This window comes from Sulfoacidibacillus thermotolerans (assembly GCF_003144315.1).
Classification (GTDB): Bacteria; Bacillota; Bacilli; order Alicyclobacillales; family SLC66; genus Sulfoacidibacillus; species Sulfoacidibacillus thermotolerans.
The window spans coordinates 77,508-99,324 of the sequence record NZ_MPDK01000009.1 but is presented as its reverse complement, the minus strand read 5'-3'; the positions used below and the strand labels follow the sequence as shown (position 1 = coordinate 99,324).

Here is a 21,817-nt window from a genome sequence, read left to right as displayed (position 1 = left end):
TACACGTGCTAGAAGAGAGTGCACAGACGTGGCAAAAGGAGACATCCTTAGCACGTGGGCTTGATCCAGCGATTGCAGGGATCGGAGGGATGAATCGATTCGGAAGAGACGTCCAACGATATGTTCACATGGACTTATTTGCAAAAGAATCCAATGAGCTAGACGCTTTGCGTGAAATGAATCAAGAGGGCAAGGTCACGGCGCTCGATACGCGAGAAGCATCGACAGCGGAGAATGTGACAAGCAAGGCAGAGGTTGTTGGTGGGGCGAGTGCTGAGGGTACGGAGGATATAGCCCAGCTCGGAGAGAGCTTTGGAAAACAAGGTGTACTGGTAAAGAATCCGGGAGTTAAAGTGGATTGGTCTAATGTATCGGACCATGGAATGCAAAGGCTTGAACAACGTGGGGTCTCAGAAGCCGAAGTGAATTCATGGGTTAAGAACGGAAAAGCTCTCGAACAGAATGGCGGCTCCAAATGGCTTTATGTAACAAAACAGGGCGCGGCAGTTGTCGCAAAGGATGGGACTTTAGTCACTGTCATTCCTGCCGCCAATTATGATGCGAATATGTGGTCGACAGTAACGAGACTGTTCGGTTCCAAATAGGAGGGCAACACATGAATACTGAAAGAGTGGCAAGCGTTATAAACGAATGGGATCCAATTGATTTAATGTCATTTTCGCCAACCGATGAGTATGAGGTTGAGATTAAGATGATATCTGAGAAAATGGATTCCTGCTCGACTGCTGAAGAACTCGCAAGAGAAATACACGACATATTTCAAAGGCAATTTCGTACACAATTCGATAAAAGTCTCATAGAGTGCTTGGAAATCGCAGAAAAATTAATGGGAAGGTAAGACAGTAACACGAATTTGAAGTGCTGTAATCGAAGGGAGTCAGCCTTGATAAATCGGGGTCTGGCTCCCTTCTCTATCTTCGCTTGGTCATTCACTCGTCTTCGTATGGCCACGAGGTGAATCAGGAATGACCAAAGCAGTTGGATACATACGAATTTCAACGCAAGGCCAAGTCCGCTGGGGCGAAATTATGTGCTATTGCGTGGACAATGGCATTGGACTCATTCGAGGATACAAGGGGGTCGGTGTGAGAAAGTCGATGAAGATGGCCTGACTGTTGACTGCATTATCGTTCTAAATACATCATGTTTATGGCGCAGTAATCGGGCGAAGGTGCTAATATAACTCATTTTGCGTGAAATGAATCAAGAGAGCAAGGTTATGGCGCTCGATACGCGAGAAGCATCGACAGCGGAGAATGTGACAAGCAAGGCAGAGGTTGTTGGTGGGGCGAGCGTTGAGGGTACGGGAGATGTTAGCTCGTTAGGAAAACTATTTGCTAACGAGCTAAAGAGTATCGGGATCCCTGCTGAGAACAGTGGAATCCGTTCTGTAACGGGAAACTCGTCGGATGCGTTCAAGTTCTTCAAAAAACAAGTAATACCGTCAACAATTCGCGAGGTAAAATCAGGCGTCTATGTAGGAAACGATGGTGAAGGCATTACGTTTACCTATAGAAGTGCTTCCAAAAGCGGACCTCCGACAATTGATGTAAATGGTGTGCAAGGCTTAAGAAAGATTAAGTTTATCAATTGATTTGGGGGAGTCCGAATGAGTTTAGAGCAAGAAACGTTGAAAAGGATGCGTTCAACATATGGCCAGTTGTTCAAAGGGAACAACCCATTTGCCGAGGTGTTTACAGATAAACTTCCAAACCGCTTGATTTTGTGTCCCACGGAAGGCTATTTCCTTACCAACGAACAATATCTGGCTTTAATTAGGACTATGAGAACCCTCGGTGAATCATCGTTTTTCATTTCTGAAATAGAGGGAGAGAATGACGTTTTTAATAACCCAGGTCATTGGCAGATTAATGTTGATACGCCGTATGAAGACTACTGTCATTTACCTATATATCTTGAAAATGCGATTTATTCAGTGGCGGGCAACTGGGGACTAATCATTTCACATGAAGAGCATGCTCTTTTTGGGGGGAGTTATTATGCGACACAGATATTTAAGGAGAATCTCCCGAATTGGAGAGACGGCAGAACCCAGTTTAATGTTAAGTGGGAGTACAACAAAAAGGTATATGGTTCCGAAGTGGGATGGATTTCAGGATTAATCTCTCACATCGATGAACATGACTGTAAGAAACATGAATTCTGATTCACGAAATAAAACTAAGCGATTTCTTCCAATTTAATTGTGAACAAGTTCGGTGCCGTAGTGATAATTATTATAAAGTGAGGTGAGGAGCTTGGAGGCATTCAAAAGCTTTGCACGATGTTTTTAAATCACTCAATTGGGCTGGTTGAATTGCAAGAACGGCTCAACACCGCGATTGTTCCCGAACATTAATTGATAGGTTGTGGAGACTGTACAATCAGTTGGAGGAGATTCGTTTCACAAAGTTAGAAATTACCTATTACGCTCACGCGGAGCCGATTGTTCGCGAAATTCTTTTGGAGTTGACTGAATTCAGCGATACGAATTGACAATTTCTTTATTTGGACGGTAACACGAATTTCAAGTGCTGTAACCAAACAGAGTCAACCTCGTTAAATCGTGGGTTGGATCCGTTTTTGCCTTCACTTGGTCATTCGGTTGTCTTAGTTTTGGGGTGACGTCCATCGATAGGTTCACATGACCTTATTTGCAAAAGAATCCAATGAGCTAGACGCTTTGCGTGAAATGAATCAAGAGAGCAAGGTCACGGCGCTCGATACGCGAGAAGTACCGACAGCGGAGAATGTGACAAGCAAGGCAGAGGTTGTTGGTGGGGCGAGTGCTGAGGGTACTGGGAAACTCTCAATCAACTACGACAGCAAGATAGCTAAACAAATGACACAGCGTGGTTGGACCAAGGATTCCATTCAACAAACTATTGACCATCCTGCCAGAACCGTTAAAACGACTGACACAAGGTTTCGGCCTGACGGGACGAGAAATAGTGACCCCGCGACTGCATATATCAACTCGGATGGAAGCTATGTCGTTCGCAACGACAGGACGGGTAATATTGTTCAAGTGAGTGACCGGAATGATCCGAATTGGAAGTCACCGTGGGGCGACAAGTAGGGGGGATTCTTGTGATACAGCAATTGTTAGACAAGTATTCGTATGCAGCAATTCAGTCGGGAAATGAGTTATATTTCCCCTTGTCGGTTGCAATTGAGATTGTTTCGGATTGCACCGTTTCAGGTTTAGTAGTGGCCGGTGTGGAATTTTTCCACATTGCAGAAGGCAAGATAACACCAGTAGTAGCCCCCCTTAATGGATTAGATTGCAGTGACGTTCTCGAAGAGCAAAAAGAGTGGAGCCTCCTTATCAAACAGTGCAACTCTGCAGCAATTTCAGTGTTGGAGTTTGAAGCTGAGAGGGATGATTCGCAATACGTCAATCTAACCGTATTGTCGCATGACGATATGCCAGTTTAGATAGTCCCAGTAACATGAATTTCAAGTGCTGTAACCAAAGGGAGCCAACCTCGATAGATCTGGGTTAGGCTCCTTTTTTGTCTTCACTCGGTGACTTGGTTGTCTTAGTTTGGGAGAGACGTCCAACGATATGTTAATATGACCTTATTTGCAAAAGAATCCAATGAGCTAGACGCTTTGCGTGAAATGAATTAAGAGAGCAAATTCACGGTGCTCGATACGCGAGAAGCATCGACAGCGGAGAATGTGTCAAGCAAGGCAGAGGTTGTTGATGGGGCAAGTGCTGAGGGTACGGGGAATGTAGCAACTGTGGATAGTCGGAAGTTTACCGATTATATATTTAAAGATGGAGTTATATATTTAAAGATGGAGCTAAACATGGAAAAGACACGGTGTTTAAAGGCTTGGGGTACGACAAAAGCAGTTCGGATCAACTGGTTAAGATTTATCAGGAACAAGCTTCTCAGAAATTCCAAGCTGGTGATTTTTCTCTGGGTAAGTTAGATGGGAACGGACAACGAATTAACATAGGAATTGAATTTCCGGGAATTGGAGAGGAAACAGGGGGAGTTAGCTATCTGAAGTCGGGTTGGATGATTCAACCTGACGGTTCAATTACACTTAACACACCGTTTGCGGGATTCATGCCGTAAGGAGGTAAAATATGAATCAATATGACTGCGTCAAACTGAAAACTAATCGCTTTAAGAATGAAGGGTTATCTGAAGGGGATATTGGATATATCATAGAAGTGTATTCAGACGGAAATATGGAAGTGGAGTTTTCCAACCCGCTGACAGGAGAAACGATTGCAATGGTTGTAGCTCAACCATCCGAGCTGGAACCGGCATAACAACTGCTTATTCGCTTAACACCCTTCTGATTTGGTAACACGAATTTGAAGTGCTGTAACCGAAGAGAGCCAACTTCTTTAGATCGAGGCTCGGCTCCCTTTTGTGCGCCTGGCATGGGCGTTGTCTATACGGTGAAAGTCTGGAATGGGGAAGGTAGCAGTAACCATGAGGCTTGGGCAAGAAACATTAGCGGCTCTCAAAAAAGGTACTAGCGGTTGGCATTAACCCCCAGATGAACAAAGCTCTTGGGCTTGCCTACTGGTGCGACCAAGGGCTCGTGAACTTAGTCGAACGATACGGTGCACTTCATTACACAAGATAAAAATCGCTGTATACCGAACGGTACGTACAGTGGTGTGGGAGGTCGGGAACTAGCCCTTCCTCCTACCCGATTGATCAATATTCGCTTTAAGAAGGCTGGGTTGTCGGTCGGATCACAATCTCATTTACAGATGCCCACTCTGGTTGATCAATAGCATAGGCAATGGCATTTGCAATGTCCTCAGATCGCAGTGCCTTAGATGCGGCGCGAGCTTTTAGTGCGTTGAGCGCATCCTCATCGGTGATTGTCGTTAGCAGTTCAGTTTCTACCATCCCGGGAGAAATGATCGTTGCGCGGATATTTGAGGTGGGCGAGAGTTCCATCCGCAATCCTTCTGTAATCGCGCGAACTGCAAATTTAGTTCCGCTATAGACAGCACCACCCATTCCCACTCGGTGACCGGCAACAGAAGAGATATTAATGATGTGTCCGCTCTGCTGGCGCTCCATAACTGGAACTGCTGCAGCAATGCCATAAAGCACTCCTTTGATATTCACATCGATCATCGTTTCCCATTCATCGATTTTTCGCTTGTTGAGATAGGAAAGAGGCATCAGTCCAGCATTGTTCACCCAGACATCGATGCGTCCATAATTTTCGACTGTGAAATCAGCTACGTTTTGCATGTCAGCTTTTGAGGTGACATCTGCAGCGAGATAACGAGCTTCTCCACCCTTTTCTATGATCTCGTGGACCGTTTGAATTAACCGTTCTGTGCGACGCGCCGTAAGGACAACTTTTGCGCCATCGTTGGCTAGCCGCAGTGCAGCAGCTTGTCCGATTCCACTACTTGCTCCCGTAATGACGACAACTTTCTCTCGAATCATACATCCATTCTCCTTTAAGCTGCTTTTTACTTAGCTTACGATTTGATAGTGACTATTATAACATTTTCTATCGATTGATTCTTTACCTATTGTCAGGGCTGGTTAGTCAGCTTACCATGTATTTTTAGCTCATAGAGGAAGTGATCGCGTCTATTTGGGGAATTGAAACGAACGATTGGCGAGAGCGTGTGGGAATCGAACCCACCGGCGACGCACCACGCCGCCCACTCGGTTTTGAAGACCGGGAAGGACACCAGTACCCCATCCGCTCCCATCGTGAGAAAGGATGCACTGCTATGACTCTGCAACAAACTGGATGTAGCATAACAAAAGTAGCTTCTGAAATGCAACTGATTGATTCAACCTTTGTGTGAACAAAGGAAATACAAATTGTTAGTTGCTTGTAATTGCAAATTCATTGCATCAATGTGTAGAGTAAGAGTTGGAATGACAGGAGCAGAGTTTTCCACTTAATCAGGGAGGAATTGGAATGATTCGGAAGGTGGATTTAACGAGTAGCACAGTTTTAAATAATGGAGTCAAAATGCCTTGGGTTGGACTTGGGGTCTGGGAATCAAAAGAGGGCGGCGAAGTAGAGAATGCAGTTCGGACGGCGATTGAATACGGATATCGCCACATCGACACTGCTGCGATTTATGGAAATGAGGCGGGAGTCGGCCAGGCCATCAAGGATTCTGGCATCGCCCGTGAAGAATTGTTTATTACAACGAAATTGTGGAATAGTCGGCAAGGGTATGAGTCAACGTTGCAAGCATTTGAAGAGAGTCGAAAAAAACTCGGCGTGGACTATGTCGATCTCTATCTGATTCACTGGGCTGTCGCTGGGAAATATCTAGAAACTTGGCGTGCCTTTGAGAAATTATACAAAGAGGGGTATGTTCGGGCGATCGGAGTGAGTAATTTTCAGCCCCATCACTTGCAAGATGTAATGGATCATTTTGAAGTTTTACCAGCCGTCAATCAAGTGGAGTTTCATCCATTTTTAACACAACGAGAAGTGTACTCGTTCTGTCGTGAGCACGGCATTCAACTGGAGGCGTGGTCGCCTTTAATGCGCGGCGGCGAATTACTTTCTCATCCTTTGCTACAGCAATTGGCCAAAAAGTACGAGAAGACTCCAGCGCAGATCGTCTTGCGATGGGATTTGGAACAAGATGTCGTGACGATTCCAAAGTCAGTACATGAAGCGCGCATTCATGAGAATGCTCAACTCTTTGATTTTCAATTGTCAACCGAAGAAGTAGAGCAGATCACGGCGTTGAATCAAAATCGACGCAGCTTCCCTTATGATCCAGACCATGTGACATTTGGTCTGTCTTAAGTCAAACGCGAAAAAGGTGATTGTAAACGGCTAGATTCATGCAAAACATTTATTTACACTTTGCTGGGATCGTGGTACAGTAATTGCGAAATTCATATGGTTTGGTGCTAGGGGTGCCATTTTCTTTGGCTGAGAAGCGAAGTCGCTAACCCTTGTGAACTCGATCTGGGTAATGCCAGCGGGAGGAAGTACCATGGCCTTTATTCCTGCTACTTGTGGTGAATGGGTGGGCCCCTTTCGAAGCGCAGATGAGTTTGCAAGCGGCGAAAGGGGCCTTTGGTTTGTCCTGTGCGACGTTTTGCAGGTGCCTTATAGCCCTCTAGATGGACGATCTTAATAAGGAGGTTGTATGAGGATGTGGAAATTGCGTGATATTGTCGTCGCCGCCATTTTGTCTGTAGTATGTGGAGCGATCTACATGGGCTGGGACTGGATCACGAATCCGTTGTTTGCAAGCACGATGAGCCCGATTGTTGGCGCGCTTGTAAATGGTCTCTGGTGGATTGCGGCAGGGCTTGTCCCCTATATTATTCGACGTCCGGGGGCTGCATTTTTTTCTGAAGTGGTGAGTGCCTGTGTCGAGTTTTTGTTCGGGAGTCCGTACAGTTTAGGTGCGGTGATTTCAGGGCTCGTACAAGGTGCTGGCTCAGAACTTGGCTTTGCGCTGTGGAAATGGCGGCGCTATGATTTGATTCCCATGCTTGTCGCAGGCGCACTTGGCGGTGTTGGCAACAGTATTCAGTGGTATTTTGAATATCAAGGAGATCAGTATTCGATTCCTGTCATCATAGGATACACGCTGGTTACGATGCTAAGTGGTGCAATTCTAGCTGGTGCTTTGCCAAAGTGGATCGGCGACGCCTTGCTACGTACAGGGACATTGCGCAATTTTGAGATCGCAAAGCAACGGCGCTAAAGAAAACCGCGTTAAATCAGAGCAAATCCTGATTGTGGAGCGTGTTTCTGCGCTGTAAATTCGGATGTGAAAGGGGGTGTCTGCGGCGAACTGCGATGCCGCAAATGGATGACAGAACTGCGTGATCATGAATCAAAACGATTGCTTGCCTTGCGTAACGTTTCGCTCTTCTACGAACAAAGTGAAACTCCCGTTTTATCGAACATTGACTTTGAGATTCATGAAGGGGAATCTGTGCTGTTTCTTGGTCCAAGTGGATGTGGGAAAAGCACACTTGCAATGCTCTGTGCAAATCTCATTCCCCAGGCAATTGAGGCGCGTGTGCTAGGGGAGATAGAACGTGCGAGGGAACTGTCGGCGCCTGGCGGTGTGGGGTATGTTTTTCAAGATCCAGATGCACAGTTTTGTATGCTGCACGTTGCAGATGAAGTTGCATTTGGACTAGAAAATTTGCGAATTGCACCTGATGCAATGGATTTGCGGATTCAAAGTGCACTGCGGGCGACAAATCTCGACGTCGCATTCGCCGCAGAGCACACTGCGTTTTCTGGTGGGATGAAGCAAAAACTTGCAATCGCTTCTGCGCTTGCTCTTGATGCGAAACTCTTCGTGTTTGATGAACCGACTGCAAATCTCGATCCTGCTTCTTCCCGGCTTGTCTTCGAACGGATTGCGGAACTGCATCGACAGCATCGATCTATGATCGTCATTGAACACAAGTTTGATCCGTTGTTACCTGTGATGGATCGCGTGCTGCTGTTTGATGCGTCTGGACGTATTTATCGCAGTGGAGACACGCAGACCGTGGTTCGCGAAGAGTGGGAGTGGCTCATTGAAGTGGGCGTTGTCGCGCCTTGGAAGTTACGTCCGACAGAACGATTACAGACTTTCCCGGCACACTCTTTTATAAAGAATCATCCGCTTAGGAGCAAGGACGTCGCTCCGGCAATCTCCATCGTCAATGGAGCCATTCGCTTTGGCGAACACACCGTATGGCGTGATGTGTCACTGACGATTGCAAAAGGATCTTTTACCGCTGTTGTGGGGCCTAACGGTGCGGGGAAATCGACTTTGTTACAGGTGATGCGCGGTCTAATACCGCTTAGTTCAGGACAGGCTCAGGTATTTTTGCAACCAGTTGAAAAATGGAATAAGCGGGAGTTTGCAAAAGCTGTCGCGTACTGTTTTCAAAACCCAGAGTATCAATTTATCTATGAGCGCGTGGGAGATGAATTGGCGGATCGCTTGTTAGAAGACGAGATACCGGAACAAGTTTTACACTTGCTTTTAGAATTTGGCCTCGAGGGTTGTGAAAAAAACAGCCCCTTTGCCTTGAGTCAAGGGCAAAAGCGCAGACTTAGTGTAGCAGCAATGGTAAAGGATGAGCATGAGATATATTTACTTGATGAACCGACATTTGGTCAAGATGCGAAAACGCAACAAATGATCGTCGATCATCTTGTGCGTTTACAGGAACAAGGACGGACGATTGTCCTTACTACGCATGATATGGATCTTGTTGGACGCTTTGCTGATCAGGTGATCGTTGTCGCAGAGGAACACATTCTGTACGAGGGACCGCCACAGGGTCTGTTTCGTGACCGCGAGTTGATGCATAGAGCACATTTACTTGATGAGTGTATGACTCTCGTAGAAGAAGCTTATCCTCTTGTACAATCTGCAAAACTAGAAATTCCTAAGTTTGAAGACAAGCAGGGCAGAGAGGAACAGATTTTGCTGCAGCAAAGGCAATCCTTTTTACAAAAACTGAATCCCGGGTTTGTTTTGCTCGCTTCTCTTGCTGTAACTCTCGTGGCCATGTTCGCACACACGATTGCCCAGGCACTCGCGATGTTGCTGCTAGCCGTTTTTCTAATGGCTGCTCTCGCGTGGCTGAGTCCTTGGCAGATTCTAAAGCGTTTGTTCCCTTTTATTGGATTTTATGTGTTATATGTATGGTCATTGACTGCTTTTGCAGCAGTTGGGCCACATACGCAGACTTTTCATTTTCTTTTTTACCGTTTAAGTTGGACAGGATTTTATGATGGGGTAGTTTTAGCACTTCGCATGTTGTCGGCAGTGGCGTTCGGGGCGTTGTTTTTAGCATCAGCAGATCTAGCGGATTTTATCGTCGCACTATCAAAAAACTTTCATATAAAACCTAAATTTGCTTATGGTATGTTAGCAGGAATCCGCGTTGTGCCATTATTTCAGGCAGAGTGGATAAAACTTAAACAAGCGCGTCAGTTACGCGGCAAAGATGTGCGATTGTCCTTTTTACGGCCTGTGACCTATGCATTGCCGCTGTTGTCACAAGCGATTCGGATGAGTGAGCGCGTCGCGATTGCGATGGAGGCGCGCGGATTTCAGGGTGCCGTGGCGGCAGATGCAAAGGCTCGAACATACTACCGTAAGGTAAGTATTCATGTGTGGGATTATTTATACTTCCTGGTGCTTGTGACGGTGGCAATCGCACTGCTCATTCTTGTGTGAGGTCGTTGTATAAATAGAATAAGAGCGTATGAGGTGATTGAGATTGCCTTCTTGGATTGATATATCTGTTCCTTTATCAGAACGAACGGCTCCTTATCCTGATGACACGCCATTTGCATTTCAGCTTACAAATGCCATTCGCGATGGGGCTATTTGCAATGTTTCTGCGATTCGCATGAGTCCACATGTAGGGACTCACGCAGATGCGCCTTATCACTATCATGAACAAGGAGAAACGATGGGAGAAGCTGATCTGTCGCTTTATATGGGCCCTGCGCGCGTGATTGATCTGACGTCAGTGCGGGGGCTTATTCGTGTGAGGGATTTGCAGCAGCAGCCACTACAAGGCGTTACGCGTTTGTTGGTGCGTACGGATTCCTATCTAAATCCGGAACAGTTTGATGCCTCTTATACAGCATTAGCCCCAGAAGCTGTCGATTATATAGCGCAACAAGGCATTCGATTAGTTGGCATTGACACACCTTCAGTAGACCCAGCTTCAAGTACAGACTTAAAAGCGCATCAGCGTTTTTTCGCGCACGATCTGCGCATTCTTGAGACTCTTTTCCTCGCTCATGTAGTAGCGGGAGATTATGAATTGATTGCTCTTCCACTTTTTCTCGTAGGTGCAGACGCATCACCTGTTCGAGCGGTTTTACGACCTCTTTATACTGGAGATAAATAATCAATGCAAAGCCCGGATCGATGAATTACTTTTCCATCGCTTCGGGCTTTGCAATTTCTAAAGTTCATGTGAATAGTTTGGAGTGTCAGCCATGAGAAATGCAGATTCATCTGTCCGCACATCTTTGCCAAGTGTGAGTAAAACAACCACGCCGATTAAGGTCACAATAAAAAAGAGCGAAAAGATATGTGCAAAGGGCGTCTTTGCAGCAACGAGTGCACCAACTAGATAGGGAGCAACTACACCTCCTATTTTGCCGATGCCCATGGCCCAACCCAATCCAGTTGCACGGCTGATTGGGGGATATTGTTCGACAGAAAACACGTACGTAGCTCCCCAGGCGCCGAGGTTGCTGAAATTTAAAATCACTCCAAACAGCAACAAAAGAGTCAGGCTATTCGATAAACCAAAAAGGAGTGCAGAAATAGCTGAAACGAGTGAGAATAGTACAAGCGTCCATTTTCTCCCGATTTTTTCAACCAGCCAAGCTGAAGCGAGATATCCAGGTACTTGAGCGATTGCCATGATCAGTACATAGCCGAAACTGTGAATTAAAGAGTAACCTTTGAGTACAAGTACACTAGGCAACCAGAAAAACATCCCATAATACGCGAAATTCGCTGTAAACCAGAGGACCCAAAGTAAGATCGTCCGCTTGCGCAGTTTTGCTTGCCAAAGATGTACCATGTTTTGCTTAAAATTGAGCGTTTGCTTTAAACCTTTAAAAGCAGGTGTCTCTGGAAGTGTACGCCGCAAATAAAGAGCATAAAGTGCGGGGAACACGGTGATAGCAAAAGCGGCACGCCAAGTGAACAATGGAATCAAAAGATAGCCGATCAATGCTGCGACAATACTCCCAAATGCCCAAAATGTTTCAAGTAAGGCGGTGCGCCCTCCGCGTTTTTCTGGGGGTGATGATTCTAGTACGAACGTTGTGGCAACTGGGAGTTCTCCACCAAGTCCAAAACCAGTAATAAAGCGCATGACAATCAAAAATCCTATGGAAGTGGCAAATGCACTGATCCCGCTTGCAAAGGAATAAATGAGCAAGGTGATGAGGAATGCTTTTTTTCGTCCTACGCGGTCAGCGTATAAACCAGCTCCGGCCGATCCCAGTGCCATTCCAACAAGCGTGATGCTTCCAAGTAATCCGGCTGACTGTGGGGAGATATGCCAGGCGAGAATTAATGCGGCAATCACGAAACCGAGCAATCCGACATCCATCGCATCAAACAACATGCCAATTCCACTGGCAAGCAATAACTTCTTACTAAGGTCTTGCGCTTCCACGATCGCCCCTCCTAGTCGATGGTTCGCATTGAAACTGCGACTATTCACGACATATGCCTAGGAGGCGGTTTTGGTTCCGCAAAGTGCAAGCTCTCACTAACAGATAAAAACTGCGGCGCAAAGCGCCGCAGGAAGCAATCAAAGGGCGATGTGAATGATCAGCTATTAGGATCCGTGTCGCGTTTTGGTGCAGCTTGCAAATTTCGCAGCGTGTCGCTTGTTGTCTTTTGCACGCCGTCAACGACTACAGAGGCGACATGCTTTGCTGTTTGTGCTACTCCGTTTACTACAGTACCTGTAGTGCGTGCCACGGTTTCAAATGCTTCCCCGATCTTTTCGGATGTTTCCCGTATGGCTTTGCGCCCTGAACTAGCAAAATCGTTCTGATCTTGGTTCATCGGAACCACCCCCACATGTCGTGCCGCTTTGATCGCTTCGTCAATAGTATGGATTAGCGATGTTTTTTTATGTGTTGTCGCGAACAGTTCTTTAGTTTGCACTATGTTCCTCTTAGAAAGGAGAGCTCAGCGAATGCAACTGGACACACAGACTGTACAATCTTTGCTCGATGATTTAGCAGTTCAAATTGAAGAGTACTTTGGTCAACAGCAAACAGGTTATGGCGAGGAAATGATTCTAAAATTGGAGAATTTACGAAAACTACTTGAGACGGCGACACCTGATCTGATTGGTGCGTATTATGGGTATTTAGCGATTAAACAAGAGTTCTTGCAAACGCAAAGGCGAATTGCCTGGTTACAGAGTCGTTTTTGGTTGTGGTTTGGCTGGCAAAGTTTTGTTTTAATTCTTTTATTAGGGGTTGCTATAATTTTTCATGTAGATGCGGTCGCTTGGCGGTGGATTGCTTTTAACAACGCATTTGCACTTTATTTGGAAAGTGCTTGGTGGGGAGCAATTGGCGCCACTTTGGCAGCCTTGCACACAATGTATTATGGGCGGTTACATGGCTCACTTGCCCAAAATACAGATGCGTGGCTCATAATCAAACCGTTGACTGGAGCGGTTTTGGGTATGTTATCGGGGTTTGTATTGCAAATTATGGCGTATGGAACTACTGGAGATCTTTACGCCAAAGGTGCAATTCCTCTTTTATTTGCTTTTTTTGCAGGGTTTAGCGAACGGCGTTTTCTTACTTATTTGCAAAATCGACTCGGTCAATTTTTGCAAAATCAATCCACTATAAATGTGGAAGCGAAGAAAAAGTCGATCGGCTAAACCATTTCCTACTTTGTAATGCTTATTTTCGTAGAGTCGTAGTAAGCCATGCCAGAATTTCTGAAATGACTTCCTCGCGTTCGGGCTCATTTAGAATCTCGTGATAAAGACCAGGGAATTCTCTATAACTTATTTGTTTATTTTCACACGTTTGCACAAATTGGCGGACCTTTTCTACATTGACAAGACGGTCTGCGCCTCCTTGCCAAATGGAGATAGGGATATTAATATTTGAACATTCTTCAAAACTTTTTTGCATAGCTGCCAAGAATTCGAAATACCAACGCAGAGTCACCGTATGACTGATCAGGTGATCGGTTTCATACGCTTGTGCTACGATTTGATTCCGTGTAACATCGGAGGACAAAATGCCATTTTGTTGCGCGAGGCGCGGAGCAATTGGCAGTAGGGCACGAGCGAGCATGCGGCGCAACCAGGGAATTTCCATGCGCAAAGCAAAAGCAGGCGACGACAGTACAAGTGCATCTGCCGGAAGAGTCGTGCGAGCAGTCGCTAGTGTGGCGATCACTCCCCCCATGGAATGACCAAGTAGGACATGGGGGACTCTTCCGCCATATCGTTCGCGAGCTGTTGCTAGAAAGGAAAGCGCGGCTTGCACATACTCATCAAAAGAATCAATATGCCCGCGCTGACCGGGAGAGTGTCCATGGCCTGGCAGATCTCCCATTACCGTTGCAATCTGGTGTGCAGCGAATTGCTCTCGTATCTCGTCATACCGTCCGCTGTACTCGCCTGCGCCATGTATGAGGGTGATCACGTACAAAGGCTGTTCAACATCGCGAAATGAGAGATGGTACCAAGGTTTGACCACAGGCCAGCTCCTCTACCTTTTCAGCTTGATCCGCGCCTGCCTGATTTAGGAGATACGCTTATTTGTATTGTCCTAAAGTGTCGGTGGAATTGCAATAGCAAATGGCGCGTTGGCTTCATAAGCAGAAATGGCATCGGCGTGGCGCAAGGTCAGAGCAATATCGTCCAATCCGCGCAACATGCACATTTTGCGATAGGAATCGACTTCAAAGCTATAGACATCTCCTTGAGTGGTGCGGACTTCTTGCGCGACAAGATCGATTTGCAGTTCAAAACCAGGTGATTCGCTGGCGAGTTGTGCAAGTTGTTGTGTGACGGATAGTGGGAGAACGATCGGTAAAAGTCCATTTTTAAAACAATTGTTATAAAAGATATCTGCAAATGAAGCGGCAATAATTGCTTGAAAACCGTAATCTTGCAGTGCCCAGGGGGCGTGTTCGCGAGAGGATCCACAACCGAAGTTAGGACCTCCGATTAGAATTGTCGCTTGCTCATAGGGACTGCGATTGAGAATAAACTCTGGATTAGGAGCCCCTGTTTCATCAAAACGCCAATCGTAAAATAAAAATTGACCAAATCCAGTACGCGAAATGCGCTTCAAAAATTGTTTAGGGATGATGGCGTCTGTATCGATATTTGCACGGTGCAAAGGAGCGACGATGCCAATGTGACGTGTAAAGGGTTGCATTTTAGGGAAACCTCCTATACTTATTGATTTACAAGCAGGGTGCGCACGTCGACGAAATGTCCAGCAATTGCTGCCGCCGCTGCCATAGCTGGACTTACAAGATGTGTGCGGCCACCCCGTCCTTGACGTCCTTCAAAATTGCGGTTAGAGGTTGATGCGCAACGTTCGCCCGGTGCCAACACGTCAGGATTCATCGCGAGACACATACTACATCCTGGTTCGCGCCATTCAAACCCAGCTTGGATAAATACTTCATGTAAACCTTCTTGTTCAGCCTGTGCTTTTACCTGATAGGAACCAGGCACGACCATTGCTTTTACATGTTCAGCCACATGTTGACCTGCTACCACTTTTGCGGCGGCTCTCAGATCTTCAATTCTGCCGTTTGTGCAAGATCCGATAAATACACGATCGATTGGAATTTCGGTGAGTGGTGTGCCAGGGGTTAAATCCATATATTCTAATGCGAGTGCTACTGCACGCTGTGTCGTGGGATCTGAAAAATCTTCAGGATGCGGAACGGAATCCGTGATGTTTGCACCCATTCCAGGATTTGTACCCCAAGTTACTTGCGGTGTGAGGCTGGATGCATCAAATTCGACGCGCTTGTCAAAGACTGCTTGGTCGTCCGTATGCAGTGTTTTCCAAAGCGCGGTAAATCGTTCCCACTCTGTTCCTTTAGGGGAATAACGTCGGCCTTTGAGGTAAGCGAATGTCGTTTCGTCAGGAGCGATCAGTCCAGCACGTGCACCTGCTTCGATTGACATGTTGCAAATGGTCATCCGTTCTTCCATAGACAGCGCTTCGATCGCAGGACCGCGGTATTCAATGACATAGCCCGTGCCAAAAGCAGTTCCGTATTTTGCGATTAGACCGAGGATTAAATCTTTTGCCTGTACGAAAGGAGGAAGTTGTCCCGACACATAGACTTCCATTGTTTTAGGACGAGCTTGAGGCAAGCATTGTGTAGCGAGTACATGCTCTACTTCGCTTGTGCCAATCCCAAAGGCCAGTGCGCCAAATGCGCCATGCGTCGCCGTGTGGCTATCGCCGCACACGATCGTTTTGCCTGGGAGTGTGAGTCCCAGTTCAGGACCAATGACATGTACGATCCCCTGTTCTTCGCTTGTAATATCTGCTAATAAAATGCCGAATTCTGCACAGTTCGCGCGTAGTGTTTCGATCTGTTCTTTTGCAATTGGGTCTTCGATCGGCAAATGGCGAGCAGTCGTTGGCACGTTGTGATCGATTGTGGCAAAGGTCAGGTCACTGCGGCGAACTCTGCGAGATGCGAGTCGCAGTCCTTCAAATGCTTGTGGTGAAGTTACCTCATGAACAAGATGTAGATCAATATAGAGTAAAGAGGGTTCACCAGGCCGTTCATAGACGACGTGCGAGTCCCAAATCTTATCAAAAAGCGTTTTAGGTGTAGGATCAGCTTTCATAGAGGACCTCCTCATCGTTTCACAGAGTGAATTGTCCCCATGATAAAGGATTCTGCTTTATACGTCGATCATCTATAATCTATGATTAGGATAGTTTTTACCTATAAAAACAGGGTTGGCGGTGATGGCACGTGGAGATGAGATGGATCGAATATGCCCTAGAAGTGTATCGCCAAGCGAGTTTTACGCGTGCAGCAGAGGCTATGTGTGTCGCTCAGCCGTCATTGAGTCAGCAGGTGGCTAAACTTGAGCGAGAACTTGGCGTGGTCCTATTTGAACGCGGGCATTCGGCGGTGACACCGACAGAAGCAGGACGGCGATTTATCCATTACGCGGAAGAAATTCTTCGTTTGCGTGACGATTTAGCAAGAGAAATGCACGAACGTGGACAAGGGATGGGCAAGGAACTGGTGCTCGGGGCTCCTGCGATCACAGGTGGTCACGTGTTGCCCCCAGTGCTACACGCTTTTACCTCGCGGTTTCCTCAGGTGCGAGTGCGCTTTATCGAGGAGACGACAGAAGCTTTAGAGGAACTTGCGGTAAGTGGTGTGACAGATTTGACACTCTTGTCTCTCCCGCTACGTGATGAGCGCCTCGCTGTGCATGCACTTTTTACAGAGCCCCTTTATCTAGCGGTGCCACAAGAGCTTGCACCGAAGGAATGTAAGGGGTTTCGTGAAGAAGCACAGCTTCGCGTTAAACTCTCTGATTTTGCAAGTCGCCCATTTATCTTATTAAAACAAGGGTATGGATTTCGCGACACGGTACTTGCCTTATGTGCCGAGGCAGGATTCCAACCGTTGATTGCGTATGAGACAAGCAGTATCGAAACGGCGCAGGCACTGGTCGCAAATGGCTTAGGGGTCACGGTGGTTCCAGCTATGGTGCGGCGCGTAGGTTCACCTAAACCGGCTTATTTACTGCTTGACAGTGAACCAACGCGCACGCTTGTCTTCGCGTACCGCAAAGATCGTTATTTATCGTTGGTCGCTCGTGCATTTTTGGAAGTATTTGAAGACGTTAGAGTGATTGAGCGGCCATTTTAGTTGAAGGAGCTATACTTTGCAATGCATCGATGGCAATTGTGCGTGTAGAACCAGCGTTGTCAATAAGTTTAAGCTGATTGTTATCGACATACACAACCTGTCCGCAAAATCGTCCTGCTTGTGTGAGCACGCAAATTGGCGTTCCATTTAAATAGGCTTGTAAATAGTTGCTGATCGTTGATTGCTGGGTTCGCGGTAAGAGTGATTGTTTTTGCTTGCTAGTTGCAATTTGACGTGGGCGTTTGACCCTTTGCGTAATATGTTCTCGCTCCCACGCAAAGGACAGTGATTGTGTGTCGTCGTTACGCACTACCGGGGAATCCAGTGGTTTTGCAGGTGCTAAAGTCTGTTCAAGTTTTGCTTCAGACAGTCTTTTTCCAGTTGCCGCAGGCAAAAACACAGTAGGTAAAGGTGCTTGGTTTGACATCTCAAGTCACACCCCCAAATTTTCTTACATCGGCTCTTACAGCCTATGCATCAGGTGCATTCTGGGTTCACAGAAAGCTAGGTTGTAGCAGTCGTAGGGTCACCGTCTGTTTCTGAGGTCGAGTGCGGTGTTTTGCTAAGCACAAAGTCATACTTTCTGCGCAGTCCTTTAGGATAATGATTTTTCAGTGTACCCTGCACTGTTTTCCCAAAACCCAGAGGTACGCCATCAATCGTAACCAGTGCAAAGCCGTCGTGAAGTGTGCATGGAATGGTTTCACCTGCTAAATAAGCAAGGATGCGAGCGTCCCCATAGGGCAAACGACACTCGCGTCGCACATCCTGCGTTGTCAGAGCAAGGGCGAGAGCGTGAGTGGGGACAATGTGTCCACTTCGCACACTGCAAAGCGGCAGCCCGATGCGTAATACCCCGCGTGAAGGTGGTGGCGCTTCTGCTAATTTTTGAGGTATGGCATATAAAATCTCTCCTTGAAGTCGTAATCGATGAGTTTCTAATTGTTTAGATATAAAATGTTCTTCGAGAGTGTCCTGTGCAAATTGCTCAAATAGGCGGATAACAACTTTTTCTTGCGCGGTGTGTTCGAACTGCTTTCGCTTTGTTCTATGCTTTGTGTGATCTTTTGAAAATTTTGCAGATGGTCGATTAGGAAAGTTCGCACTTTGTTGTTGCAACGTCGCCCGTTTCTCGATGAGCGCGATAAAGTGTCCTTCGCTTTGTGAGGAATCTGGAAAATAGCGTGCAGCTCGCGAGGTATCAAGGCGCAAGTCATCGATCTGAAGAGTTTCTGGCAAAATCTTTGCCAATGGTGCATAACGAGTGGCAATTGTGTGTAAGGAGTCTAAGCTCAGCCCCGGCTGTGCATGTAACAGTTTAGTTGAAACTATTTGTAAATCTGGATGTAGAGTGAGAAAGCGCAGCAAAACGCCTTCATTTTCCACTGGATTAAACGTACAGGTAGAATAGACGATGCGTCCTGGGGTTTTTGTCATATGATATGCAGACTCTAAAATGTCTAGTTGGCGATCAGCGTTTTGTAAAAGCAGTTCTTCATTCCACTGCGTGATCGCTTCGGGATCTTTGCGAAACATGCCTTCTCCGCTACAGGGTGCATCGACCAAAATGGCGTCAAAAAATTCCCTGTATGAATCAGCTAACGTACGTGGTTCAAGATTCGTGACACAAACTTGAGATAGGCCCATGCGTTCCGTGTTTTCTGCGAGGGTGAGACAGCGTTCGCGGTGGATCTCATTTGCGACAAGCACGCCAGAGTCTTCTAATACAGCTGCAATCTGTGTGGTTTTACTGCCTGGCGCCGCGCACAAATCGAGAATGCATTCGCCTTTTTGCGGCTGTAGTGCCGTGACAGGGGCCATGGCAGACGGTTCTTGAAGGTAATATTCCCCACCTGCGTGTAGTGGATCGGATCCCCATTTTAATGTGTGATCGATGTAATAAGCAGTTTTCGCCCATGGAACGGGTTGGCTTAATTTTGGCAGCAGTCGCTTGTGTACAGGACGTTTTGGATTAAGGCGCAAGGCGCGCACTGGTGGTTGTGTGCTGCTCTGCTGATAAGATTCCCACGCTCTGTCTCCAAATGAAGTGCGAAACATCTCTTCGAAAGCTTTTGGAAAATTCATTGGCTCGGTGATTCCCTCCGGTGACCCCAGACATGATTCACGCATAGTATAGGGGCGAGTTCGCGGCTAGGCAAGTAGCTCACTGTAATCCGAGAAAGGGGCGGTCGGAGGTGAGTGATACAAATGAGACGATTGATCTCACGATTTCAATTAGAGAAATCAGCATCAATACAATTGAAGGCGGGCGTGTAAATGTTGGGATTGGCATCCAGTCTGCACGCCGCAAACGGGAAAAGTTTAGTGTCTTAACGTTTAGGGATCAAGAGTTAAAAAAAGAGTGGGGAAGTGCAGCAGATGGATGAAGATGGGTTTTTATACCAGGAGATTGCACGTGAGTGGTATGATCGTGTACGTATCTTGGAGCGAGAAGTTGCTACGCTAAAAGCGATCGTGCGAACGCTGAAACATCAGAAAATCGAATATCGTATTGATCAATTGCACATTGAATCACTCGAAGGAATTTTGAATATTGGAATTTCTGCGTACGACGAGGAAGCACAACATGACCTGTTAGCCGACCTGCAGGCTGGCAGAACCTCATCTTCTGAACCAAGCGATTAAGTCGGCGCGAATTGACAAGCAGCGTATGCCCTGCTACTTTTAGGACGATCACTGAAATAAAATGTAGGTATTAAAAGGAGCGTTAAGAAGTGTCAACCAAACCAAGTGCAACGCTTGATCCGATTCCCAATCCATATCCTGAACGCGATTATGAAATCTATATTGAGGCTCCAGAATTTACAACCTTGTGTCCGAAAACAGGGCAGCCTGATTTTGGGACAATTACGTTTCGCTATCGTCCAGGCCCCTATATTATCGAATTGAAATCGCTAAAATTGTATTTATGGAGTTATCGTGAGGAAGGTCACTTTCATGAAGAAGTGACAAATCGGATTGCAGATGATTTTGTCCGCTTTGCGCAACCGCGCTATTTAGAAGTAATCGGCAAATTCAATGTGCGCGGAGGGATTTCTACAACTGTAAAGGTAGAGTATCAAGCGGATGTAAAACAGTAAGGGCTAATGATAGAAAAGGTTGTGCAGGACCAAATCGCACATGTTGACATACCATGCCGTGAGGAGATTCGTTCGCTTCATGCACTTAGCATGGGAGTAACAGGGAGATGCGTGGTATGGGATGGCGGCAACCGATCATCGGGGTTACGACAACAGTGATTCCCCGCAAAGATGGTTTTTTTGGACAGATGGCAAGACGTGCTAGCGAGCTAGGAGCACGTCTTGTTTTGTTTCACCCAAACGAGATAAAGTTCGATCAAGGGATCGGATATGGGTATGAGTGGACGGGTTTGGCAGCAAAGGTATGGAGAAAATCAGAGGTTCCATTGCCTGATGTGATTTATGAAAATGTGTTTGTCCATCTTGTGATGCAAGGTATGGTGCGGTCCTTGCGTCATGCCGCGCGTGTTCGCGGGATCCCCGTGTTTAATCCACTCATTGCTGGAAAGGCGGCTATGACTCCTTGGATTGCTGACTGTACGTCATGCGGGGTACAGGTTCCAGTGACTAGACGCATCTTGCGCGTTCAGACACTTGACGAGATGTTGCGGCGATTTGGCGTGATTTATGTAAAACCGTCTGGGGGATATGGGGGGCGTGGCGTTTATCGACTGCGCGCGCAACAGGACAAAATCTTCATTCAATGTGACCGTTTTTATGAGCGTGGCCCACTGCGGCTCACAGTCACACGACCGGAGTTTGCTCGTTTTGCGCAACGCCATTTTTTGCGCATTCCACACATTGCCCAAGAACGCATTCCGCTCATTAAATATCACGGGGGGCAGATTGATTTTCGTGTTGTGATTCAACGCAATCGCAATGGTGTATGGGAACTTGTTGGAATCGTACCTAAAATCGCCGCACCGGATGGCGTTGTGACAAACTTGGTCGCAGGGGGGAGTCGCATGCGATTGGCTCAATTGCAGACCTTACTTAGAGCGGAGGGCATGGAGATCGATGCGCATGCCTTGGAGCGAGTAGCGATGAATATCGGACGGTTGTTGATGAAAAGATATCCCAAACTCGGGATCTTGGGATATGATCTAGGGATCGATGAGCGCGGTCAAGTGTGGTTTATCGAACTCAATCCGAAACCAGCGCGGCGCCTGTTATTTCCAGAAATGCAGCGGCGTGCGGGTGAACTGGCTGTCGATTTTGCACTCTATTTGGCAGAACCAAAGGCACTTTGACCCGGCACGCAAGTGACTAGGAAGAACAAGATTCGCGACGATTTTGACTGCGTGATACAATGTTGCTATGAAGGCGAAAGATAGGACTGAGG

26 protein-coding genes, 1 tRNA gene, 1 pseudogene and 1 riboswitch are annotated in these 21,817 nt (G+C 46.8%); of the genes and pseudogenes, 19 read left to right on the top strand and 9 right to left on the bottom strand.

All coding sequences use genetic code 11. From position 1 onward, the window contains the following. The 9 genes and pseudogenes from BM613_RS15015 to BM613_RS07335 all read left to right on the top strand — a co-directional run. On the top strand, positions 1 to 605 hold a 605-nt coding region (locus BM613_RS15015; RefSeq protein WP_181362952.1), incomplete at its 5' end, for a DUF4258 domain-containing protein. An 11-nt stretch (positions 606 to 616) separates the two neighbouring features. Continuing rightward, positions 617 to 859, top strand: coding sequence for a DUF1871 family protein (locus BM613_RS07365; protein ID WP_109430527.1), 243 nt, complete (start codon positions 617 to 619; stop codon positions 857 to 859). 127 nt (positions 860 to 986) lie between these two features. Continuing rightward, positions 987 to 1,201 (top strand): annotated as a pseudogene (locus tag BM613_RS15770) (recombinase family protein); the annotation flags it as partial. Positions 1,202 to 1,219: 18 nt separating this feature from the next. Beyond that, entirely contained in the window at positions 1,220 to 1,615 is a 396-nt protein-coding gene (locus tag BM613_RS07360; protein WP_181362951.1) for a hypothetical protein, read from the top strand. 15 nt (positions 1,616 to 1,630) lie between these two features. After that, on the top strand, positions 1,631 to 2,188 hold the full coding sequence (locus BM613_RS07355) for a hypothetical protein (RefSeq protein WP_109430525.1): 558 nt from the start codon (positions 1,631 to 1,633) through the stop codon (positions 2,186 to 2,188). A gap of 477 nt (positions 2,189 to 2,665) precedes the next feature. Then, positions 2,666 to 3,100 (top strand): colicin E5-related ribonuclease, encoded by a 435-nt coding sequence (locus BM613_RS07350; protein WP_109430524.1) that lies wholly within the window; start codon positions 2,666 to 2,668, stop codon positions 3,098 to 3,100. Between the two features lie 11 nt (positions 3,101 to 3,111). Next, a complete protein-coding gene (locus BM613_RS07345) occupies positions 3,112 to 3,459 on the top strand; it encodes a hypothetical protein (protein WP_109430523.1) in 348 nt (115 codons plus the stop codon). A 392-nt stretch (positions 3,460 to 3,851) separates the two neighbouring features. After that, the gene (locus tag BM613_RS14875) at positions 3,852 to 4,112 is read left to right on the top strand and encodes a hypothetical protein (RefSeq protein WP_146192773.1); all 261 of its coding nucleotides are present in this window, start codon (positions 3,852 to 3,854) and stop codon (positions 4,110 to 4,112) included. An 11-nt stretch (positions 4,113 to 4,123) separates the two neighbouring features. Then, positions 4,124 to 4,312: a DUF4926 domain-containing protein gene (locus BM613_RS07335; protein ID WP_109430521.1), complete on the top strand. Its 189-nt coding sequence runs from the start codon at positions 4,124 to 4,126 to the stop codon at positions 4,310 to 4,312. A gap of 409 nt (positions 4,313 to 4,721) precedes the next feature. Here the strand turns inward: BM613_RS07335 and BM613_RS07325 are convergent, their stop codons facing one another. Further along, positions 4,722 to 5,462: an SDR family oxidoreductase gene (locus BM613_RS07325; RefSeq protein ID WP_109430520.1), complete on the bottom strand. Its 741-nt coding sequence runs from the start codon at positions 5,460 to 5,462 to the stop codon at positions 4,722 to 4,724. 176 nt (positions 5,463 to 5,638) lie between these two features. Further along, positions 5,639 to 5,735 (bottom strand) — tRNA-Sec (locus BM613_RS15010). Between the two features lie 217 nt (positions 5,736 to 5,952). Here BM613_RS15010 and BM613_RS07315 point away from each other — a divergent pair. From BM613_RS07315 to kynB, 4 genes are all read left to right on the top strand, one after another. After that, positions 5,953 to 6,804: an aldo/keto reductase gene (locus BM613_RS07315; RefSeq protein ID WP_109430518.1), complete on the top strand. Its 852-nt coding sequence runs from the start codon at positions 5,953 to 5,955 to the stop codon at positions 6,802 to 6,804. 99 nt (positions 6,805 to 6,903) lie between these two features. After that, a riboswitch (TPP riboswitch) is annotated at positions 6,904 to 7,008 on the top strand. A gap of 151 nt (positions 7,009 to 7,159) precedes the next feature. Further along, a complete protein-coding gene (locus BM613_RS07310; protein ID WP_109430517.1) occupies positions 7,160 to 7,720 on the top strand; it encodes an ECF transporter S component in 561 nt (186 codons plus the stop codon). A gap of 108 nt (positions 7,721 to 7,828) precedes the next feature. Further along, positions 7,829 to 10,213: an ATP-binding cassette domain-containing protein gene (locus BM613_RS07305; RefSeq protein ID WP_109430516.1), complete on the top strand. Its 2,385-nt coding sequence runs from the start codon at positions 7,829 to 7,831 to the stop codon at positions 10,211 to 10,213. Positions 10,214 to 10,256: 43 nt separating this feature from the next. Then, positions 10,257 to 10,898 carry an arylformamidase gene (gene kynB, locus BM613_RS07300; RefSeq protein WP_245926297.1) on the top strand — a complete coding sequence of 214 codons (642 nt, stop codon included), beginning with the start codon at positions 10,257 to 10,259 and terminating at the stop codon, positions 10,896 to 10,898. A 57-nt stretch (positions 10,899 to 10,955) separates the two neighbouring features. Here the strand turns inward: kynB and BM613_RS07295 are convergent, their stop codons facing one another. Together BM613_RS07295 and BM613_RS07290 are read right to left on the bottom strand one after the other, a co-directional pair. Then, positions 10,956 to 12,188 (bottom strand): MFS transporter, encoded by a 1,233-nt coding sequence (locus BM613_RS07295; RefSeq protein ID WP_281267834.1) that lies wholly within the window; start codon positions 12,186 to 12,188, stop codon positions 10,956 to 10,958. A 158-nt stretch (positions 12,189 to 12,346) separates the two neighbouring features. After that, positions 12,347 to 12,688 carry a hypothetical protein gene (locus tag BM613_RS07290; protein ID WP_109430515.1) on the bottom strand — a complete coding sequence of 114 codons (342 nt, stop codon included), beginning with the start codon at positions 12,686 to 12,688 and terminating at the stop codon, positions 12,347 to 12,349. Between the two features lie 31 nt (positions 12,689 to 12,719). Here BM613_RS07290 and BM613_RS07285 point away from each other — a divergent pair, with 31 nt between their 5' ends. Continuing rightward, positions 12,720 to 13,424: a hypothetical protein gene (locus BM613_RS07285; protein ID WP_109430514.1), complete on the top strand. Its 705-nt coding sequence runs from the start codon at positions 12,720 to 12,722 to the stop codon at positions 13,422 to 13,424. A 22-nt stretch (positions 13,425 to 13,446) separates the two neighbouring features. Here the strand turns inward: BM613_RS07285 and BM613_RS07280 are convergent, their stop codons facing one another. The 3 genes from BM613_RS07280 to leuC all read right to left on the bottom strand — a co-directional run bounded on the left by BM613_RS07280 (position 13,447) and on the right by leuC (position 16,388). Beyond that, positions 13,447 to 14,256, bottom strand: coding sequence for an alpha/beta hydrolase (locus BM613_RS07280; protein WP_109430513.1), 810 nt, complete (start codon positions 14,254 to 14,256; stop codon positions 13,447 to 13,449). A 72-nt stretch (positions 14,257 to 14,328) separates the two neighbouring features. Next, complete coding sequence (gene leuD, locus BM613_RS07275; RefSeq protein ID WP_109430512.1) at positions 14,329 to 14,943, bottom strand: 3-isopropylmalate dehydratase small subunit; 615 nt, start codon at positions 14,941 to 14,943, stop codon at positions 14,329 to 14,331. A 20-nt stretch (positions 14,944 to 14,963) separates the two neighbouring features. Further along, positions 14,964 to 16,388 carry a 3-isopropylmalate dehydratase large subunit gene (leuC, locus tag BM613_RS07270; RefSeq protein ID WP_109430511.1) on the bottom strand — a complete coding sequence of 475 codons (1,425 nt, stop codon included), beginning with the start codon at positions 16,386 to 16,388 and terminating at the stop codon, positions 14,964 to 14,966. A 137-nt stretch (positions 16,389 to 16,525) separates the two neighbouring features. On the opposite strand from leuC, the gene BM613_RS07265 reads away from it, so the two are divergent. Next, positions 16,526 to 17,434, top strand: a complete 909-nt coding sequence (locus BM613_RS07265; protein WP_245926299.1) for a LysR family transcriptional regulator — start codon at positions 16,526 to 16,528, stop codon at positions 17,432 to 17,434. On the opposite strand, the gene BM613_RS07260 is transcribed toward BM613_RS07265, so the two are convergent. Next, positions 17,409 to 17,861: a hypothetical protein gene (locus tag BM613_RS07260; RefSeq protein WP_109430509.1), complete on the bottom strand. Its 453-nt coding sequence runs from the start codon at positions 17,859 to 17,861 to the stop codon at positions 17,409 to 17,411. The two genes, BM613_RS07265 and BM613_RS07260, sit on opposite strands and share 26 nt — an antisense overlap. A gap of 77 nt (positions 17,862 to 17,938) precedes the next feature. Then, the gene (locus BM613_RS07255) at positions 17,939 to 19,519 is read right to left on the bottom strand and encodes an RsmB/NOP family class I SAM-dependent RNA methyltransferase (protein ID WP_181362950.1); all 1,581 of its coding nucleotides are present in this window, start codon (positions 19,517 to 19,519) and stop codon (positions 17,939 to 17,941) included. Positions 19,520 to 19,629: 110 nt separating this feature from the next. Between BM613_RS07255 and BM613_RS07250 the strand changes: the two genes are divergently transcribed. The 4 genes from BM613_RS07250 (at position 19,630) to BM613_RS07235 (ending at position 21,725) form a co-directional block, all read left to right on the top strand. After that, the gene (locus tag BM613_RS07250) at positions 19,630 to 19,821 is read left to right on the top strand and encodes a hypothetical protein (RefSeq protein ID WP_109430507.1); all 192 of its coding nucleotides are present in this window, start codon (positions 19,630 to 19,632) and stop codon (positions 19,819 to 19,821) included. Next, complete coding sequence (gene gerPC, locus BM613_RS07245; RefSeq protein ID WP_109430506.1) at positions 19,814 to 20,080, top strand: spore germination protein GerPC; 267 nt, start codon at positions 19,814 to 19,816, stop codon at positions 20,078 to 20,080. The genes BM613_RS07250 and gerPC overlap by 8 nt, the downstream gene beginning before the upstream one ends. A gap of 89 nt (positions 20,081 to 20,169) precedes the next feature. Further along, positions 20,170 to 20,535: a preQ(1) synthase gene (queF, locus tag BM613_RS07240; protein WP_109430505.1), complete on the top strand. Its 366-nt coding sequence runs from the start codon at positions 20,170 to 20,172 to the stop codon at positions 20,533 to 20,535. Between the two features lie 116 nt (positions 20,536 to 20,651). Continuing rightward, entirely contained in the window at positions 20,652 to 21,725 is a 1,074-nt protein-coding gene (locus BM613_RS07235) for a YheC/YheD family protein (protein ID WP_181362949.1), read from the top strand. Positions 21,726 to 21,817: the final 92 nt, after the last annotated feature.